12 protein-coding genes and 5 pseudogenes are annotated in these 18,725 nt (G+C 40.8%); 11 read left to right on the top strand and 6 right to left on the bottom strand.

Annotation, left to right across the window (positions count from 1 at the left end; all coding sequences use genetic code 11):
• Nucleotides 1-17 precede the first annotated feature (17 nt).
• Nucleotides 18-1,583 (bottom strand): hypothetical protein, encoded by a 1,566-nt coding sequence (locus V4P57_RS07665; protein WP_455466986.1) that lies wholly within the window; start codon nucleotides 1,581-1,583, stop codon nucleotides 18-20.
• Nucleotides 1,584-2,126: 543 nt separating this feature from the next.
• Between V4P57_RS07665 and V4P57_RS07660 the strand changes: the two genes are divergently transcribed.
• Nucleotides 2,127-3,038, top strand: a complete 912-nt coding sequence (locus tag V4P57_RS07660; RefSeq protein ID WP_455465945.1) for an RNA polymerase factor sigma-32 — start codon at nucleotides 2,127-2,129, stop codon at nucleotides 3,036-3,038.
• 218 nt (nucleotides 3,039-3,256) lie between these two features.
• Here V4P57_RS07660 and V4P57_RS07655 read toward each other — a convergent pair.
• Nucleotides 3,257-4,757, bottom strand: a pseudogene (locus tag V4P57_RS07655) (M48 family metalloprotease).
• Between the two features lie 148 nt (nucleotides 4,758-4,905).
• On the opposite strand from V4P57_RS07655, the gene V4P57_RS07650 reads away from it, so the two are divergent.
• The 3 genes from V4P57_RS07650 (at nucleotide 4,906) to V4P57_RS07640 (ending at nucleotide 7,891) form a co-directional block, all read left to right on the top strand.
• Nucleotides 4,906-5,565, top strand: a complete 660-nt coding sequence (locus V4P57_RS07650) for a thiamine diphosphokinase (protein ID WP_455465944.1) — start codon at nucleotides 4,906-4,908, stop codon at nucleotides 5,563-5,565.
• A gap of 74 nt (nucleotides 5,566-5,639) precedes the next feature.
• On the top strand, nucleotides 5,640-6,029 hold the full coding sequence (locus tag V4P57_RS07645; protein WP_455465943.1) for a hypothetical protein: 390 nt from the start codon (nucleotides 5,640-5,642) through the stop codon (nucleotides 6,027-6,029).
• Entirely contained in the window at nucleotides 6,029-7,891 is a 1,863-nt protein-coding gene (locus tag V4P57_RS07640) for an ABC-F family ATP-binding cassette domain-containing protein (protein ID WP_455466985.1), read from the top strand. Before V4P57_RS07645 ends, V4P57_RS07640 begins: the two co-directional genes overlap by 1 nt.
• A 248-nt stretch (nucleotides 7,892-8,139) precedes the next feature.
• Here V4P57_RS07640 and V4P57_RS07635 read toward each other — a convergent pair.
• Nucleotides 8,140-8,686: pseudogene (locus tag V4P57_RS07635) on the bottom strand (GNAT family N-acetyltransferase).
• 1,237 nt (nucleotides 8,687-9,923) lie between these two features.
• Nucleotides 9,924-10,181, bottom strand: coding sequence for a DUF2312 domain-containing protein (locus tag V4P57_RS07630; RefSeq protein ID WP_409362171.1), 258 nt, complete (start codon nucleotides 10,179-10,181; stop codon nucleotides 9,924-9,926).
• 234 nt (nucleotides 10,182-10,415) lie between these two features.
• On the opposite strand from V4P57_RS07630, the gene V4P57_RS07625 reads away from it, so the two are divergent.
• The 5 genes and pseudogenes from V4P57_RS07625 to V4P57_RS07605 form a co-directional block, all read left to right on the top strand.
• A complete protein-coding gene (locus V4P57_RS07625; RefSeq protein ID WP_455465942.1) occupies nucleotides 10,416-10,949 on the top strand; it encodes a DUF1036 domain-containing protein in 534 nt (177 codons plus the stop codon).
• Nucleotides 10,946-12,382 (top strand): pyruvate kinase, encoded by a 1,437-nt coding sequence (pyk, locus tag V4P57_RS07620; protein WP_455465941.1) that lies wholly within the window; start codon nucleotides 10,946-10,948, stop codon nucleotides 12,380-12,382. Before V4P57_RS07625 ends, pyk begins: the two co-directional genes overlap by 4 nt.
• Nucleotides 12,383-12,422: 40 nt before the next feature.
• Nucleotides 12,423-12,688 (top strand): annotated as a pseudogene (locus V4P57_RS07615) (pyruvate kinase alpha/beta domain-containing protein); the annotation flags it as partial.
• A 40-nt stretch (nucleotides 12,689-12,728) separates the two neighbouring features.
• A pseudogene (locus V4P57_RS07610) lies at nucleotides 12,729-12,994 on the top strand (pyruvate kinase alpha/beta domain-containing protein); the annotation flags it as partial.
• Between the two features lie 40 nt (nucleotides 12,995-13,034).
• A pseudogene (locus V4P57_RS07605) lies at nucleotides 13,035-13,300 on the top strand (pyruvate kinase alpha/beta domain-containing protein); the annotation flags it as partial.
• A 665-nt stretch (nucleotides 13,301-13,965) separates the two neighbouring features.
• Here V4P57_RS07605 and V4P57_RS07600 read toward each other — a convergent pair.
• Together V4P57_RS07600 and V4P57_RS07595 are read right to left on the bottom strand one after the other, a co-directional pair.
• Entirely contained in the window at nucleotides 13,966-14,343 is a 378-nt protein-coding gene (locus V4P57_RS07600) for a cell division protein ZapA (protein ID WP_455465940.1), read from the bottom strand.
• Between the two features lie 12 nt (nucleotides 14,344-14,355).
• Nucleotides 14,356-14,631, bottom strand: coding sequence for a DUF4164 domain-containing protein (locus V4P57_RS07595; RefSeq protein WP_455465939.1), 276 nt, complete (start codon nucleotides 14,629-14,631; stop codon nucleotides 14,356-14,358).
• 330 nt (nucleotides 14,632-14,961) lie between these two features.
• Between V4P57_RS07595 and tkt the strand changes: the two genes are divergently transcribed.
• Together tkt and gap are read left to right on the top strand one after the other, a co-directional pair.
• Nucleotides 14,962-16,968 carry a transketolase gene (gene tkt / locus V4P57_RS07590; RefSeq protein WP_455465938.1) on the top strand — a complete coding sequence of 669 codons (2,007 nt, stop codon included), beginning with the start codon at nucleotides 14,962-14,964 and terminating at the stop codon, nucleotides 16,966-16,968.
• A 381-nt stretch (nucleotides 16,969-17,349) separates the two neighbouring features.
• Nucleotides 17,350-18,357, top strand: a complete 1,008-nt coding sequence (gene gap, locus V4P57_RS07585; protein ID WP_455465937.1) for a type I glyceraldehyde-3-phosphate dehydrogenase — start codon at nucleotides 17,350-17,352, stop codon at nucleotides 18,355-18,357.
• Nucleotides 18,358-18,725: the final 368 nt, after the last annotated feature.

Raw genomic sequence — 18,725 nt, 5'->3', positions numbered from 1 at the left:
CAGCTCCATTTATTATTTTAGTGATCTTTGGAGGAAAGTGTATCTGTGTCTTTATTATTTATAAGTTTATTACGTAGCACAGCTAATTTTGCAAAAGGGGAATCAAGATTAAGGTGTTTTTCTTTTTGAAACGATTTATTATTCCCACGTTTAATACGAGGTTTATGAGATTTATAAGAATGCCTTGTATCTGATACAGCCTCCTGGGAGGTATTTTCATTCGCACTTTCCCCTTTTTTAAACGATTTTTTCGGTTTATTTTTCCACCTATAGCCAGATTTATCGCGTTTTTTTTGTGCGTAGTGGTGAAATTGGTGATTATATCGCCATAGTAAAACAACCTTATCTTCTGTTGCAAGGTGTTTTTGTTTGGCAAAATCACCAACAGGTTCGGCGGCTGGTAAACAATCTGTGGCGTTGGGGTGTGTTTCAACAGAAGCGGGCAAAACTTCTTTTTTTTCTTGTGTCGTTTCTGATGTGCATATTGTCTGCCAGTGATCACCAACGCATTCTGCCTCTGGAACAGTTTGTCTTGTTGTACATGCATCAGTAGGGACTTTGTCCGCAAGGAGATGTTGTTCAAAAACAATGTTGCTCACGGCATGCGATTGATAACCAAGCCCTTTTAGAATTTCTTCCATATCGGTTCCATTGGCTCCAAGAATCGACAGCATAGTTGGTGTGACAAAAAAACTTTTGCCATCATAGGCGCCTTCGGGTTTGGGGTCATTCCCTTGTTTCCAATGAACAGCAGAGCGGATAAGGTTTGCAAGACGCTCTAAAATATCAATGCGCACAGCACGTTGCCCTAGGATCTGGTAGCCGGCTAGCTGATAAAATTTCTGGTTATAGGTAGGATCAACAGCAAGTGAGGTTCGTCCCGCAGATAGCGCTGCAAAAATTTCCCCTAAGCCAGTTTGGTCATGACTCTCATTTTGAAGATTCCATAGCAATGTAGTGGCTTGGACTGGAGCTGGTTTAAGCATTCCAGCAACATAAATATGAAAAGCACCAAAACGCACACCTAGACGCCGCAACACAACACGCGATTCTTGGTCAAGGCTTTTGACAACTTCGGCTACTTCTCGACGTGGTAATATTCCTAAGGCATTGACAAGTTTTGAGGCAAGAATACTTGTGGAATCTGTTAAGCTATCGGCATCGCGCAAATCAAACAGAGGTTTTAAGGCCGTTTCAAAATGAAAAATTACAAAACGCTCTAGGCGCTTTACAACGTTATCACGCGCCTCTCCTGTCAATTGTGTATCTGCTAAAACAATCAGTTTGGGTTTTAAAAAATCTTCTGTGGCAACAAGTTGCCCTACCGGTTGACCAATCCAGCGCACAATTCCATCAGAACTGAGTGTAAAATCTTTGTTGGCACAAGCACAAAGGCGTGTTGCACGTTTGGAAAAAGCAAGAATCAAATTTTCATTCTCTATGAAGTTTTGCGGTTCAGTGCTTTGATCAACATCATTTTTGTTGGCATAAAAACGAAAACCTTCAAATTTACCACTTCCCTGTTTTTCAATAAGAATATCATCCTGAAAAATCTCATTCTGTTGAATAATCTTGCTATCCATGGTTATTTTCTTTCTCAGTGCTAGACTGGTAAAAAACTTAATTTCGACAATTCTATCATCGTGTTGCTCTTTTAACACGTTTGTTGTATTTTCTTCAATCATTCTTGTCGTTTTTTAATGCTTCCTTTTTTATTTACCTTGGATATTTCATAGATGTTCATTACACGCGTTGATTGTATTGTAAAGATGGAAGCACAAATAAACCCTTTGCTCAAAAGGCAAGTTAGCCAATAATTAAATAAAACAGCATTTATTTTTCTTATCTTTTTTATTTTTTTACAGGCTGTCACAAAAATATTACAAAACAAGCTTTTTCATATATTTTTCGCCGGTGAACAGCGTATACCATATCGTCGTTTTGTAGACAAAACTGTATTTTATGACGATAAGCTTTAAAATTGTAATAAAAAAACAATTGCGATTATAAAATTACACGCTAAAGTAGCGAGATTAAATCAAACAACTTATAAGTTCTTTTTTTGGGGAAGAACGATGATGTCATTACCAGATCAATTTTGATAATTTTAATCGCAAGGGGTTATTATGGGCAATCTTTCAAATGCTGTTTACAGAAAGAGCAAGGGTTATAGCGACGCAGATGAAAGCTTGGAACGTAATATGATGCGTTCTGCGATGCAAGCGCCTTATCTTGAACGACAAAAAGAGCATGATTTGGCTCTGCGGTGGAAAGATAAACACGATGATGAGGCTATGCACCAAATTGCAGCGGCTCATATGCGTTTGGTGATTGCGATTGCTAATCGTTTTAAACGGTTCAAAATGCCGCTGGGAGATCTGGTGCAAGAAGGTTATGTGGGGCTTTTGGAAGCCGCTGCGCGTTTCGAACCTGATCGGGAGGTGCGCTTTTCGACTTATGCAACATGGTGGATTCGCGCATCTATTCAAGATTATATTTTACGAAATTGGTCCATCGTTCGAGGAGGAACCAGTTCTTCGCAAAAAGCGCTTTTCTTTAATCTTCGGCGTTTGCGGGCAAAATTGGTGCAAGATGATAGGGCTCTCTCAAAACAAGATATATTTCGCGCAATCGCTGAAAAACTCGGCGTTTCAGTTCATGATGTTGAAACAATGGATTTTCGTTTTTCTAGTTCTGATAATTCTTTGAGCGTTTCTGTTTCTGAGAACAGTGATAATCCCATTGCTAAAATGGATGCTCTGGTAGATGACAGTCCGCTGCCCGATGCTTTAATTGAGCAAGCAATTGATAGTCAGCGGCGGACACAATGGCTTTATGATGCGTTGCAAATTCTCAATGAACGGGAACTTGAAATTATTCGCTTCCGTCGCCTCAATGAAGAGGGAGCGACTTTAGAAGTTTTAGGTGAAAAGCTCGGAATCTCGAAAGAGAGAGTGCGCCAAATTGAAGCACGGGCCTTGCAAAAGTTGCGTTCTGCTCTCCTTACCGTTCATCCAGAAGATGCCTATGAGATGTAAGTATTGAAAGTTTTATGAGAAGTAAATCTGAAGTGGATGTGGGAATGATTGTGTGCGTGCTGTGACTAGTTTTAAAGATCAGCTAAATGTATGCGGAAAATGTTTCAGAATGCAGAGGGTGATTAAAGAGGGTATGAGGGAATCAAAAATGCAAAAAATGATAAAGATAACCCGATCTATTCTGCAATAATTTTAGTGTCTGTACCGACACGTAAAATTTAGGTTGGTGAGAGTGCATGGAGAATGTAAAACAGTTTTTCTTTGTATCAATGTATTTTGCATTGTATTGGCAAGACTTGCGACACGTTCTCCCTCTTTAATGTGTACAACACGGATTCTCAGGGGTTTCAGCTTGTTGGATTATGATAATGAAAGAGAATGAAAACTGTGTAGTGTTTTTTGGCAATAGCTGCAAAATTTTGAGAATTATGATGGGCAGAGGTAAGGGAGCAGAAGATGTGTTTATTGAACAAGAAGATGTGTTTATTGAACAAAATGACAGCTATATCAAATTGCCATCTTGCGCTCCGGGTGGACCATGGATTGTGATTGGGCGGATAGAGAATGCATCTAGTCCTGTAATCCATCCGTTTTTTAAATAATTACTCGCAGATATTTCAGCAGAGTGCGGGATAGCATCAAAACGAATGGCAATTTTATCTGGGCTACTGGCTCAAACAGTGTGTCCTGAATTTTCTACGGTGAAAGTGTTTGGAATGGAAAAAGTTATGCGCAATTGCGAGTGAATAAATTGGTTTCCTCGAATAAAACCTGTATGAAGGTCGTCTCAAAAAAAGCATGCCATCAATGTTTTTGAGAAAAGAATGACAATCAGTCTTTCCACTGTTTGCTGTACTGATTTTATCGCAAGGCAAATGCGTTGCGGAGTGGGTGGATGCGTTGCTGGAAAATACAAGGAAGCATTCATGGCGTTTGAGAGATTGCGAAAGGCGCTATACGCTTCTAGTGTTTGGAAAAAGCGCGGTGAAGCAAATGGATTAAATCATGCTTGCTGAAGCATTTCCAATGCAACTGAATCGGCTTGTAATTCCTGATTGCGTGAAAATTGTGCAAGTTGTCGCTTGTTTTTAAGTGGGTGGTAGGATTTTTTTTGGCGTGAGAGAAAAAATTCGGTGATATGCACTCTGTCATCTTCAATTGTGCTTCTTTTTGCAGGCGTAAAATGCCATGATTAGCAGTGATATGAGTTATTACATGAGCTAAAATTGCCACAACTTCTAAAGAGTTATTGACTAATGCTAGCATATCGCGGGTTAAGTAAATATAGCCACCTGGTAGGGTAAATACGTTAATACTTTGCAAGTCTAAAATTATTATAGAATAGGTTTGTTGAGAATTTTGTGATACAGTCGCGAGTTTGTGCACAAAATTTGCTAACGAACGTTCAAGTTTTGCATCATAGTATGCAACGCCATATATTTGCAAAATACGCGGATGTTGTATAGCGCTTAATGTGACATAGATATTGTATTTGCTGGGATATTGTATTTGCTGGTACGTTTGATTGTTCCAGAAGAATCTAAAGAGGAAAGCATATCATGTTGGGGGAGATGCATGTGACAAGCAGAAAGGAGAAATATAAAGCTTACGAGAGTCGCTTTATATATTCTGCTGCGAAAAAGAAAATTTCGTTGAAAAAAACTGGTGTCGTTGATCAATGTACATCGCATTTTCGGAGTATATTGTGGCAAGCTCCATTTGTGTCTTGTATGTATTTTTTACAATAAAGAAACTTTCAGAATAAGGATTCTTTTGGCTATATCACATGATTACTATCTATTAAGAATAGATCTTTTTTATAAAAATGGCTTACCAGAGGGAAATATTGCGAAAGGCAAAATAGGGCATGACAACATTTACAATATTGTTAAATGGAGACGTCAGTATCACTGATCGTTTGCTCAATCAAATTCGCAAGAGTCGAGTGATTGCTGCAGATGGTGGGATGCGTCATGCAGCAGCGTTGAATGTTGTGCCTGAGTTATGGTTGGGGGATTTCGATTCATCTGATCAGGATTTAGTAAGTCAATATAGTGATATTCCGCGTGAGGTTTTTCCTTCTGATAAAGATATGACCGATAGTGCTCTGGCATGTGAAAGAGCTCTGCAAAAGGGGGCAAAACAGCTTATTTTGTGTGGTGCTTTTGGAGGTGAAAGAAGCGATCATACTCTTTCTCATATGATGCAAGCACTGGTGATGGCCGAGAAAGGCATTTCAGTGTTATTGACGAGTGGTCTTGAGGAAGGGTGGCCGATCTTGCCAATGCCTTTTTCATGTGATTTACCTGATGGGTGTTTGTTTAGTATTATCGGTTTTTCTGATTTACAAGGCTTAACACTCTCAGGTGTAAAATGGCCACTTTATGATAAAAATGTGTCTTTTGGGTCTTCTTTAACACTTTCTAACCGTATTTGTGGAACCTTTTCTTGCTATTTAGGTTCTGGGAAAGCTATATTGTTGGCGTCTGTACCTATTCCAGAAAGCTCTTTCGGTATATTGGAATAAGCCAGAGGGGAGGCGTGGTGGTGAAGTGCTAGCATCAATGACATATTTCTATATTGAGAAGGGAAGGTTTTTATATGTTAAAATCAATTTTAAAAGTGACAGTTGTTTCAGCTATTGGCTTCAGTACGGTGGCTTGTTCTGTTAATGATCAGCGTGTTGCACGTTATGGCGTGGGTGGAGCCGCAATAGGCGCCTTGGCAGGAACAGCAATTGCTGGCGCTAGTCCTGAAGCGGCACTGACCGGTGCTGCCTTTGGTGCTCTTGCAGGAACAATAACAGGTGCTGCTGCGAATCAGAAAAGACAACAACAGCCTCAGTCTGCACAATTGTGCACATATCGTGGTCATGGAGGATACATGTACCAAGCACCTTGTCCTCAGAGAGTGCAGGCGAAAAAGTTATGCACTTATCGTGATGGAAGAGGTATCATGCATCAGGTACCTTGTCCTCAACACGTTCGTTAATGGCGGCGCCGCTGCTGCGGCTTGAGCGTGTTTTCCTAACTTTTGGAAAAACTCCCTTGCTCAACCAAGCTGGTCTATCGGTAGAGCAAGGGGCACGTATCGCGTTGGTAGGACGTAATGGTTGCGGAAAGTCGACGCTGTTAAAAATTGCCGCTGGAATAAGTGAACCGAGTGGGGGGGAAATTTTTCGCCATCCGCGGGCGACGCTTCGTTATGTATCACAAAACCCTGAGTATTCAGGCTGTGGAGATATTCGCACTTGTGTAGAAGCGGGGCTGGGTGATACGCCGGATGTGCAATGGATAAATACACTTTTGACAAATCTTGGTTTTTTAGGAACCGAGACGTTGGCGACGCTTTCTGGCGGTGAAAAGCGGCGTGTTTCATTATTACAAGCGATTGCTGCAAAACCGGATATTCTTCTTTTAGATGAACCAACCAATCATCTTGATTTACAAACTATTGAATGGCTCGAAAGCGTTTTATGTTCTCTACGTTCAGCGGTTGTGGTGATTTCTCATGATCGGCGATTTTTAGAAAATGTTACGCGTTCAACGGTATGGCTTGATCGGGGCACGACCAAAAGACTGGAGAAGCGTTTTTCGGAGTTTGAAAATTGGCGTGATAAGGCGCTTGAAGAGGAAGCTCTAGAACAGCACAAATTGGGGCGACAGATTGCGCGTGAAGAACAATGGTTGCGCTATGGAGTAACGGCACGGCGTAAACGTAATGTGCGGCGTTTGGGGGTCTTAAAAGAACTAAGACAGCAACATAAAACTTATAAAGGGCCAACTGGAAGTGCGCTTTTAGCCGCTGCTAAAAATCACGATTCTGGTCAATTGGTGCTTGAAGCGAAGCGGATTTCAAAATCCTATGGTGAACGCGTTCTTGTGAAAGATTTCTCTTTGCGTATTCAGCGTGGGGATAGGATTGGTTTTGTTGGTCCCAATGGTATAGGAAAGACAACTTTACTTTCCGCTTTGATTGGGAAACTATCGGTTGATAGTGGAACGGTAAAGCATGGATATAATCTTTCTATGGCGTTTCTTGATCAACAACGTATTTTAAATGAAAAAGATACTTTAGCGCATTATCTAACCGGTGGGAGGGGAGATACTCTCCTGATTAATGGGAAAGAGCGGCACGTTGTTTCTTATATGAAAGACTTTTTGTTTTTACCCGAACAAGCACGGACACCAATCAAAGAATTATCCGGTGGAGAAAGAGCCCGCCTCATGCTTGCACGGCTCCTTTCACGACCTGCAAACTTTTTGATTCTTGATGAACCAACCAATGATTTGGATATGGAAACACTGGATTTGTTGCAAGAATTTATTGCCGATTTTGCTGGAACTGTGTTGTTGGTTAGCCATGACAGAGACTTTTTAGATCGCACTGTGACCCATATATTGGCACCCCAAGGAGAGGGTCGCTGGATTTTATATGCTGGCGGTTATAGTGATATGATGGCTCAACGAAAGCAAGACGCACTGTTAACGCGTAAAGATAATGAACTAACACAGCGTAAAGAGCTGTCAAAGTCTCGCGTACAGGAGAATGCAAAACATCTCTCATCGCCAAATCATGGCATTATGGAACGGGAGAAAATAAAATCACGCAAACTATCTTATAAGCAGGTTTATGCATTGGAAAAATTGCCTGAACAAATTGCTGCTTTGCAGGATGAAATCAAAAAAATTGAACAAGAACTCTCTGATCCAACACTATATTGCAACGATAAAGAGCGTTTTGAGCGTTTATCAAAAATACTGGAAGAAAAGAAAAATACTTGTGCAAAAAAGGAAGAGGAATGGTTGGAACTGGAATTATTGCGCGAAGATATAGAGGGTGTGAAGTCATAAAAACGCTATAGCATTAATCTATCTCAAGAGGATTTTTATAGATTTTGGTAATTGTTTCTTTTGTACGTTATATCTGTTTTTGAATCATTCTTTATGAGATGAGCGCATGTATTTAGAGAAGAAAAATTTCTATGCGTAAAAGAAAAATGCTGAGAGCTTGAATTGTTGTGGGAGGGCAGTGAAAGATAACAAGTGTGTAAAAACAGTGAAAAAGAAACGTTTTTTGAATTTCGTTAGGCATCATCCATTCAAGAGATGAGAATGTGATCTCTCCATTGGCCGGAAATTATCAGATAATCTCTGGCATGAGTCTCTGGCATGGCCTTCTTTCTCAAAATCAAAGGGCTCCAATAAAGTTCCACTGCTGATATTTTCAGGCATATAGTTTGCCATCACTCTATGGAGATGATAAAAATGGAGGATGTGAGGTATTAGAGCAGATAAAATCTCGAATATGAGGCCTTGTTTTTATTGTTTTTCATCAAGAGAAAAGCCAAGATTGTAGGCTTGAAAAACACCACGCACTACATTTGTGAAGTGAACAATGGCGATGATTGTGCTCTCATTTTTCAATCGTACGGTATAGCGATATGCTTGTCCTTGTGCATTTGTATAAGCGAATGGATTTGCACATGTTTCTAAGCTATTAGGGTATGATAATCATCAGATTTTATAGGTTCAAAAAGACAAAAAAAGTTTGTATCGCGCCGATACACGCCGATAATAGGAAGACAATTCACCAGCATCTTCCAAATTTATCAATGTGGAAATTGTTCGTTTTATTTCGATTGCCATAGTTTCCTCCCCTGAGATAATGACATGTGCGGATTCGTACAATTCTTATTCGATTTTTTCAAAGATCTCTTCCTTTCTTGATGAAATCCTCCTCAAAAAAGTGGGAAGTCAACAACAAACTTTATCAAAAACAATAACCTTTATACAGAAGCAGTAGAATGGGAGCAAAAATTATAAATCAAGCGGGTGTAATTTTGATAATGCATAGTCGCTTTTAATCGCACTTTGTTCGTGGTTCTTATATTTTTAAATCTCCTTCATCATTCGTAGAGAAAACCTCGCGAGTTCACATTAAAAATGGAACAATTCTCGCTTATTACTCACGCGATGTTTTATATGGATAAGTTTATTTTATGTGTATGGACGATGTGCGTATTGCTGCTTATGGCTTTTCTGTTGTCTCTGATTTATTTGTTAATCAGAGTATTTTGTAAATCATAGAGGTATAATTATCACCAATATTACTCAGGCGGGCAAATTTGAAATGCTCAACATGTTGTTTTTTTGATTCACGGTTGTGAATTTATTGTCTTGTGACAGTTTAGTCTTTAATCACCTGAATGATTGCGTAATTTATGTCGAATCATCACTCTGCTTTCTTTGTTATATTTTCAAATTGTTTGCGCTTGTGTGAGAATCTCTTAAGCAGCTTGCCAATCCGTTTCGGCGTCAATTTTTTTACAATTTGATATTCATCAGTGCGTTCATTTTTGAGAAATTTTTTATGTACAATACTGGTTCTTGCAGCGACTTTTGTCATTTAATTTGTGCAAAATATAGCGTGGGATCGCACAATGTTGTTACGCCAACCTGCCTCCTCATCTCACGTCTCAAGAACTGGATGAAAGAGAAGAATACTTCTTAGGGATAAGAGACCTTATGCGCTCTCAAGCGATCCTTTCCAAAATTAGGTGATATGGCGATATATCATCGTTACAAGTTACACAAATTGCTAAAATTTCTGGTAGCAATTTAAAGGTATTATTCGTTTTTTGCATTTCCTTTTCATTTTGAGAAAATGTTGCATGTTCTCAACGGTACTCATATACCACAAAGGTACTTCTAAAGAATTAGATGATATCTTCTTCTTCCATTTGTTTATGGTTTTCTCGTTCATACAACTCTTGACAGTATTGTCATCAATGCTGTTAAGAAAAGAAAAACTCTTGTGCGCAAAAACGCAAAAAGAAGAAGAAGGGTTGAGACTGGAACTTTTCCGTGAAAGAATACTGCAGCGTTAAGTCATGCCAAGCGCGTTTTTATAAAGTTGGATAACTGCTTCTTCTTCCATTCGTTCATGGTCTTCTTTTTTGCGTAATCGTATAATGCTGCGAACAGCTTTACTATCAAAACCAGAGCCTTTAAGTTCGGCATAAACCTCTTTAATATCATCAGAAATGGTTTTTTTCTCTTCTTCTAGTCGTTCAATACGTTCGATAAAAGCACGCAATTGATTGACGGATATAGCATGTGTTTGATCAGTGACTGTGTCCATTTGCATTTTTCTCCGGGGTCTTTGTTTTAAGTTGTTTTTCGACGAAAAAGTTGTGTTGAGGAAGCTTGAAAAACAAACAGTGAATCAAGCTGTAAACTTTTTTACAAGTTGACTTTAAATATTTTGTAAAAGTTTAAGCTTATACATTGACAAAAGGGTGATAAGAAGCAGAAAACAAATATATACCTCGATACATTTGGAAGATTCTTGAAAAAAGAGAAGATAAAGGGATGTATGTTTTGTTTTAAGGGCTTACAGCATAAAGGTGGTTTTGTGGTTGCCAAAAAACAGCAATGGGTGTTTCACAGAGGGCTGGGGGTTTTTCTTTTGAGCATTTTGCTCTCGTTCTCACTTGTTCATTTTGCAAAAGCTGATTTCCGCGTTTGTAATTCGACCCAACAGTCCGTTGGTGTTGCTCTTGGTTATCGTACTTTTTCAGGCTGGGTAAGTGAAGGGTGGTGGACAGTACCAGTGACGGAGTGTAAAACCTTGATCGAGGGGCCACTTTCTTCGCGATTTTATTATTTTTATGCAGAAGGTGCACAGAAAAAAGGCAGCTGGTCAGGTTCTATAACCATGTGTGTACAAGATAGCCAATTTACCATTCAGGGGGTGCATGACTGTTTCCCTCGCGGGTATCAAAAGGCAGAATTTAAGGAAATTGACACAGGCAACCAAACTAGTTGGATGGTGCAGCTGACCGATGAGTCTTTGTTCAATGATTCGGTTATACATTCTCCTCCTCTTTCGGGAGTTTCCCCACCGTGAAGCGTACACGTAAAGTAAAAATTATTGCTACTCTTGGTCCTTCTTCTTTTTCTATTTCGATGATTGAGAAGCTTTTTAGGGCAGGAGCCGATGTTTTTCGTCTAAATATGAGTCACACGGATCGTGAAACAATGGCTGATTTGGTCAAACGAATCCGAGAGGTTGAAAAAACTGTTGGTCGTCCAATTGGTATTTTAGTGGATTTACAGGGACCAAAATTGCGTGTCGGTCATTTTGCTAAAGGTCAAGAGAATTTGTGTGTTGGGCAAAACTTTACTTTAGATGATCGTGATATTCTTGGGGATGCACAGCGTGTTTATTTTCCGCATGCAGATGTACTCGCTGCCGTGAAACCCGGTGATCGACTGTTGGTTGATGATGGAAAACTGGAACTGCGTGCTGAGTTGTGTGATGGCCATTCTGTTCAGTGCCGTGTGGTTACTGGAACCCGTATTTCTGATCGAAAAGGGGTTAGTCTTCCCGATACAGTTTCGCCTTTTGGTCCAATGACGCCAAAGGATCAGGCTGATCTTGACGCCGTGTTGAAACAGCCTGTTGATTGGATTGCTCTTTCTTTTATTCAGCGTCCGGAAGATATACTAGAAGTGCGCCAGTTGACGAAAAACAAAGTGTCTTTGATGGCCAAGATCGAAAAACCTCAGGCCTTGGAGCAGATAGAGAAGATTATTGATGTGTCTGATGGTATTATGATTGCACGGGGAGATCTTGGTGTGGAAATGCCATTGGAGAGGATTCCTGCACTTCAGATGGAGCTCATAAAAGCCTGTCGTTTAGCTGGAAAGCCCGTTGTGGTGGCTACACAAATGCTTGAGTCTATGATCTCATCCTCTGTTCCAACGCGGGCAGAAGTTTCTGATGTGGCTACAGCCGTTTATGCGGGGAGTGATGCTGTGATGTTGTCTGCTGAATCAGCCTCTGGTCTTTATCCTGAGGAAGCAGTGCTTATGATGGATCGCATTGCTCGGCAAATCGAGCAAGATCCAACCTATGAGGCTCAAGTGGGTGCACAGCATCCTGCACCAGAGTCAACAGGAACAGATGCAATTTCTCTTGCGGCGCGACAGATCGCTGAAACCCTTCAATTAAAAGTAATTGTTGCTTATACCGCATCAGGAACAACAGGTGTGCGTGCCTCTCGTGAGCGCCCAAATACACCTATTATCGCATTATCGCCCATCGTGGAAACAGCACGGCGCTTGAGTTTAGTTTGGGGGATTCATTGTGTCGTGGTGCAAGATGCACGGGACTTGGAGGATATGGTTGATCGTGCGGCAGTACTTGCTTTTCAAGAGGGTTTTTGCCAAGGAGGAGATCGGTTTGTTGTGACAGCAGGCGTTCCCTTCGGTACGCCTGGTGCTACCAACCTCTTGCGTATTGCTTCTGTCTCTCAAGATGGAATAAAAGGGATTTGATAGAGACATTTATACGTGATGCTCTTTTTGTAACTGTCTGAACAGCTTCATTATCACATTATCGCCTATCGTGGAAACAGCACGGCGCTTGAGCTTAGTTTGGGGGATTCTATTCGTGTCGTGGTGCAAGATGCGCGGGACTTGGAGGATATGGTTGATCGTGCGGCAGTACTTGCTTTTCAAGAGGGTTTTTGCCAAGGAGGAGATCGGTTTGTTGTGACAGCAGGCGTTCCCTTCGGTACGCCTGGTGCTACCAACCTCTTGCGTATTGCTTCTGTCTCTCAAGATGGAATAAAAGGGATTTGATAGAGACATTTATACGTGATGCTCTTTTTGTAACTGTCTGAACAGCTTCATTATCACATTATCGCCTATCGTGGAAACAGCACGGCGCTTGAGCTTAGTTTGGGGGATTCTATTCGTGTCGTGGTGCAAGATGCGCGGGACTTGGAGGATATGGTTGATCGTGCGGCAGTACTTGCTTTTCAAGAGGGTTTTTGCCAAGGAGGAGATCGGTTTGTTGTGACAGCAGGCGTTCCCTTCGGTACGCCTGGTGCTACCAACCTCTTGCGTATTGCTTCTGTCTCTCAAGATGGAATAAAAGGGATTTGATAGAGACATTTATACGTGATGCTCTTTTTGTAACTGTCTGAACAGCTTCATTATCACATTATCGCCTATCGTGGAAACAGCACGGCGCTTGAGCTTAGTTTGGGGGATTCTATTCGTGTCGTGGTGCAAGATGCACGGGACTTGGAGGATATGGTTGATCGTGCGGCAGTACTTGCTTTTCAAGAGGGTTTTTGCCAAGGAGGAGATCGGTTTGTTGTGACAGCAGGCGTTCCTTTCGGTACGCCTGGTGCTACCAACCTCTTGCGTATTGCTTCTGTCTCTCAAGATGGAATAAAGAGCCTTTGAATATTTATGCGCAATATTCTCTCTGCTTTTTCGGTGCGAGCATACAGAGGTAGAGATATTTGATGTGCAGTTGTTTCTGCGGACGATAGCTATGGTTTTATCTGCTGAATTTGCCTCTGGTTTTTTCCTGAAAAAACCGTGCCTATAATGGATTTAGGCATTTAATCGGGATGTTTATACCCTATCGTCTTTTTAGACATTTTTTGCACAAGCTTTATCTATTATACGGTCAATATATTGATTTGTCATAATAATTCATAATTTTGCAGCTTAAATGAGAGGTTCGAATAGAGGACTATTTTTTATTTTAAATCCCCTTAATTCAACGGTAAAAAAATATTTGCTTACGTGACATAAGAGGAATTAGCACGGAAATAAAACTGTCTAAAAGAAGTTAGCAACTTTCTCATAAATCGTCTTAAATACAATGGTAATGCACATTGAAAAAAGATAAATATACTGGCAGCGGCTCAAGAAAATAATGGTGCTGGTTTATTTGTTATATTAAGTGTAAAGATGGCAGTATTCAATGGACTTCGCATGAATACCAGTCATGAAGAAATATTTTTGGTGTAGTGATAGCAGTGTAGGTGAAACGCGCGCACTGCTTTTTTCTTGTTTCTTGGAGGACATCTTTTTGTTTGTTGCTGTGGCAACATGCCCATTTATGAATTTTCTTGCTCCTGAAGCCCAACACTATTTTGGGCATCTTTAAGCAATTGATTGGTAAGCTTTTCAATGCGTTCCGTTGTGTCTCGTACAATTTTTCCCATGGTGCGATCTCTTTCATTGTGGAGCCGTAAAAGAGTCCCATAATCTTCTTGTAGTTTTTTATTTTCTCGTTTTATTTCTTCCATTTCATCGATAATCATAATGCCAGCCATAACCGATAAACGATGGTCACCAATTTCACCAAAATTTGCCTTCAGATGTGCGATATATTGGTCCAATCGAGCCGCAAGCTCAATAAGATGGCCCTCTTGCCCTTTATTACAAGCCATGCGATAAACTTTACCATCAATGGTGACGGAAACAGTTTCCATAGTTTCAAACCTTTATCTATCAATGACGACACGAATCGTTTCCATCGCTTTAATCAAACGTTTAGAAACTTCCTTATTTACTGCCTCTAGTCGTTCCACTTTGGCTTCAGCTTTATCAAGCGCCTGGGCAAGATGGCTACGATCAGCATTCATTCGTTGAATTTCTTCTTCCCATTCGTTATTTTTATCAATAATGGCATTACGGTTTATAATGGTAATCTCTAAGGTTCTGAGTGCTTTTTCCAATTGCTCTAAAGCGTGTGGCAGAACCGTCGTTTCTTGGCTCATGATGCTTCTATCCTTCGGGTGATTGTATCCTTTATCAGTTCTTTATGCAAAAACGAATCACTTTTTTTATTTTTTTATGTGAATTTTATTTTTAAGTATCTAGGATATTTTAGCAAGCAAAGCAGGGGATAGCTGTTAATTAAAAGCTGGATTTTTTGAGAGTATTGGCATAAATGATATGGCATGAAGGAAGCGTAAGAGGAATGTTATTTAAGTGATAACAAGAAATTTTACGTTGACGATTTAAAAAATTGAAGAGTGTTTCTTAAAAAATGAAAAGAATACGGAAGAAGCAACAAACAAACGTGTTAACGAAATGGTCTATCATTCATGACAAATACTGAACAACAAAATCAGATGGCCAACGCTATCCGTTTTCTTGCTATTGATGCGATTGAAAAAGCAAATTCTGGTCACCCTGGTTTGCCAATGGGGGCAGCCGATATTGTTACTGTTCTTTATACAAAATTCCTTGCCCATGATCCCAAAAATCCTCATTGGCCCAACCGTGATCGCTTTGTATTATCGGCTGGGCATGGGTCTATGTTGCTTTATGCCCTTTTATATCTTTCTGGTTATGAAGATGTCTCTCTTGAGGATCTCAAAAATTTTCGCCAAATAGAGTCCAAACTTGCTGGACATCCAGAGTATGGGCATGTTGCAGGAATCGAAACAACCACTGGGCCACTCGGACAAGGATTGGCGAATGCCGTGGGAATGGCGATTGGTGAGCGCTTGCAAAATGCACGTTTTGGCGATCTCATCAATCATTACATTTACGCGTTGGTTGGGGATGGATGCCTTATGGAAGGGATAGCTCAAGAAGCCATTTCCCTTGCTGGTCATTTAAAACTCAATAAATTGATTATATTGTGGGACGATAATAATATTTCCATCGATGGAGAAATTTCCCTTGCTGATAGTACAGATCAGATTGCACGTTTTAAAGCTTCTGGTTGGGAGACACATAAAGTCAATGGGCATGATCAAGCAGCAATTGCACGGGCTATTGAGGCGGCACAGAATTCCGATAAACCAACTTTGATTGCTTGTAAAACAATGATTGGTTTTGGATCGCCAAATAAAGCGGGTACCAATAAAGTTCATGGGTCCCCTTTGGGCGCACGAGAAATCGCTGAAACCCGTATCGCTTTAAGGTGGGATGCTGAACCTTTCGTTATTCCAGCCGATATTCTCGATAATTGGCGCTTGGCTAGTCTCAATGCCGCTAAAAAACGACAAAAATGGGAAGTAAAATTTGCTGATCTTCCTGTCTCAGAGCGTGTGGAGTTTGAAAGATTGATGCGAGGCGATCTCGTGGGCGGATTTGATGGCGCTATTGATACTTATAAACAGAAACTGGTTGAAGAGCACCCTGTTGTTGCTACGCGTAAAGCTTCAGAAATGGCTCTTGACGTTATAAATGAAGTCGTCACTGAGACCATCGGTGGTTCGGCTGATCTAACCGGATCTAATAATACCAAAAGCAGGCAGATGAAAAGTATTTCTGCTGAAGATTTTTCAGGGCGTTATCTGCATTATGGAATTCGCGAACATGTGATGGGAGCCGTGATGAATGGTCTTGCCCTTTATGGCGGCTTTATTCCTTATGGGGGAACCTTTTTATGCTTTTCTGACTATATGCGTCCTGCTATGCGGCTCTCTTCTTTGATGGGATTGCGGGTGATTTATGTCATGACCCATGATTCCATTGGTCTTGGTGAGGATGGACCTACGCATCAACCCGTGGAGCATTTGGCTTCTTTGCGTGCAATGCCTAATCATTTTGTTTTTCGCCCTGCTGACGCTATGGAGACAGTAGAGTGCTGGCAATTGGCTTTGAAAGCACGCAAAACGCCTTCTACTTTGGCTTTGAGCCGACAAAATTTACCGCTTTTGCGTCAAGAGTATGAAGAAGAAAATCTTTGTATGCTTGGTGCTTATGAATTGCTAACGGCTAGCGATGATGCACAAGTGACGCTGTTTGCTTCTGGTTCAGAATTGCAAATTGCGGTGGAGGCACATGCGGTGTTAGAAGAAAAGAGCATCCCAACGCGTGTGGTTTCTGTGCCTTGTTTTGAACTTTTTGCACAACAATCTCTCTCCTATCAGCATGCCCTCATTGGGGATGCACCGATTAAAATTGCTATTGAAGCTGCAATTCGGCAAGGATGGGATCGTTTTATTGGCAGTGATGGTGTGTTTATTGGTATGGAGGGGTTTGGTGCCAGTGGAACGATTGATGCCCTTTATGCGCATTTCGGCATTACTTGTGAGAATGTGGTCGATGCCGTTGAAAAAGAGCTTAGAAAGATCAATAAGGAAAATGTAAAATGAGTGTTCATGGTGCAATGAATGGGGTTGTTCGTATTAGGCAAAAGGCTTTTTATGCTATTGTGAAGAATGCCATTATGAGAAGTGCCATTATGGAAAGTGATAGATAAGATATTGAGATTGTGGTCGTTAATGATTTGGGGCGGTAGAAACAAGTGTCCATTTATTGCGCTATAAAGTTTGATGAGGAAAATGTAAAATGAGTGTTCATGGTGCAATGAATGGGGTTGTTCGTATTAGGCAAAAGGCTTTTTATGCTATTGTGAAGAATGCCATTATGGAGAGTGATAGATAAGATATTGAGATTGTGGTCGTTAATGATTTGGGGCGGTAGAAACAAGTGTCCATTTATTGCGCTATAAAATTTGATGAGGAAAATGTGAAATGAGTGTGCGCGTTGCAATTAACGGGTTTGGTCGTATTGGGCGTAATGTTTTACGTGCCATTGTGGAAAGTGGACGGCAAGATATTGAGGTTGTGGCAATTAATGATTTAGGGTCCGTGGAAACAAATGCCCATTTGTTGCGCTATGATTCTGTTCATGGGCGTTTTCCAGGTCATGTTCAGGTTGTTGGTGATGCGATTGATATTGGGCGCGGTTTGATAAAGGTATTGGCAGAGCGGGATCCAGCACAATTGCCTTGGAAGGCTTTGGATGTTGATGTTGCTTTGGAATGTACAGGACTTTTTACTGCGCGTGATAAAGCAAGTGCGCATTTAGATGCGGGGGCAAAGCGTGTTCTTGTTTCTGCACCTTCTGAAGGCGCTGATCTTACCGTGGTCTATGGGGTTAATCATCAGTCTTTGAGCAAGGAGCATCGCGTTGTTTCAAATGCTTCGTGTACAACTAATTGCTTAGCGCCTGTCGCACAAGTGTTGCACAACACGGTTGGTATTGAAAAGGGTTTTATGACAACAATCCATTCTTATACAGGTGATCAACCTGTGTTGGATACAATGCATCGTGACCTTTATCGTGCACGGGCTGCCGCACTCTCTATGATCCCTACATCAACAGGAGCGGCGAAAGCTGTAGGACTGGTCTTGCCAGAATTAAAGGGGTTGCTCGATGGGGTGTCGATTCGTGTTCCAACCTCCAATGTTTCTGTGGTTGATTTGACATTTACTGCTAAGCGTTCCACAACAGTTGAGGAAATTAATACGGCTATTTGTACTGCTGCACGGGGTTCGCTTAAAGGAATTTTGAATTATACAGAGGAAAAGCTGGTGAGTTGTGATTTTAACCATAATCCGCATTCAGGTATTTTCCACAATGATCAAACCAAGGTGATCGATGGTCAGCTTTGTCGTGTTCTGGTTTGGTACGATAATGAGTGGGGTTTTTCGAACCGTATGAGTGACACTGCTGTGGCTTTTGCCAAGACAATATAAAAGAGGGCCTTCGGGTCCTTTTTTGCAACAGAAGGTCATTTTTGTAATAGAAACGATAGAGTGTATTCTTTTTGAAAAAAACAGTAACGAAAAGTGTTCGTGGTGTGCTGGAGAAAAAATACTTATCGCATGATGGATGGTAAGTTTTGTTACGTTTCATTTGGGTATGAGAAGACGTATTTTTTTCCATCAAAGAGGCGGGATTTGAAAAAGTGAGTGTTGGAAAAGACCAAGATTGTAAAAAGATAAGAGAATTGAAAAAATATAAGGGGGAATAAAGGTTACAGAGATTGAGAGAATACATGCTGTAACAGATCTCTTTAACCGAAGATAAGAAAAGATTGTATGGGAAAGAACTTGAACGGGTA

The sequence above is a fragment of the Bartonella sp. B39 genome (assembly GCF_053795145.1).
The sequence above is the reverse complement of the archived record's forward strand: the minus strand, read 5'-3'. Positions and strand labels throughout refer to the sequence as shown.

Coding starts and splice junctions, on each gene's coding strand:
- gap (WP_455465937.1), top strand. CDS start 17,350: ATGAGTGTGCGCGTTGCAATTAACGGGTTTGGTCGTATTGGGCGTAAT.
- tkt (WP_455465938.1), top strand. CDS start 14,962: ATGACAAATACTGAACAACAAAATCAGATGGCCAACGCTATCCGTTTT.
- V4P57_RS07625 (WP_455465942.1), top strand. CDS start 10,416: ATGTTTTGTTTTAAGGGCTTACAGCATAAAGGTGGTTTTGTGGTTGCC.
- V4P57_RS07665 (WP_455466986.1), bottom strand. CDS start 1,583: ATGGATAGCAAGATTATTCAACAGAATGAGATTTTTCAGGATGATATT.
- V4P57_RS07600 (WP_455465940.1), bottom strand. CDS start 14,343: ATGGAAACTGTTTCCGTCACCATTGATGGTAAAGTTTATCGCATGGCT.
- V4P57_RS07645 (WP_455465943.1), top strand. CDS start 5,640: ATGTTAAAATCAATTTTAAAAGTGACAGTTGTTTCAGCTATTGGCTTC.
- V4P57_RS07630 (WP_409362171.1), bottom strand. CDS start 10,181: ATGGACACAGTCACTGATCAAACACATGCTATATCCGTCAATCAATTG.
- V4P57_RS07660 (WP_455465945.1), top strand. CDS start 2,127: ATGGGCAATCTTTCAAATGCTGTTTACAGAAAGAGCAAGGGTTATAGC.
- V4P57_RS07595 (WP_455465939.1), bottom strand. CDS start 14,631: ATGAGCCAAGAAACGACGGTTCTGCCACACGCTTTAGAGCAATTGGAA.
- V4P57_RS07640 (WP_455466985.1), top strand. CDS start 6,029: ATGGCGGCGCCGCTGCTGCGGCTTGAGCGTGTTTTCCTAACTTTTGGA.
- V4P57_RS07650 (WP_455465944.1), top strand. CDS start 4,906: ATGACAACATTTACAATATTGTTAAATGGAGACGTCAGTATCACTGAT.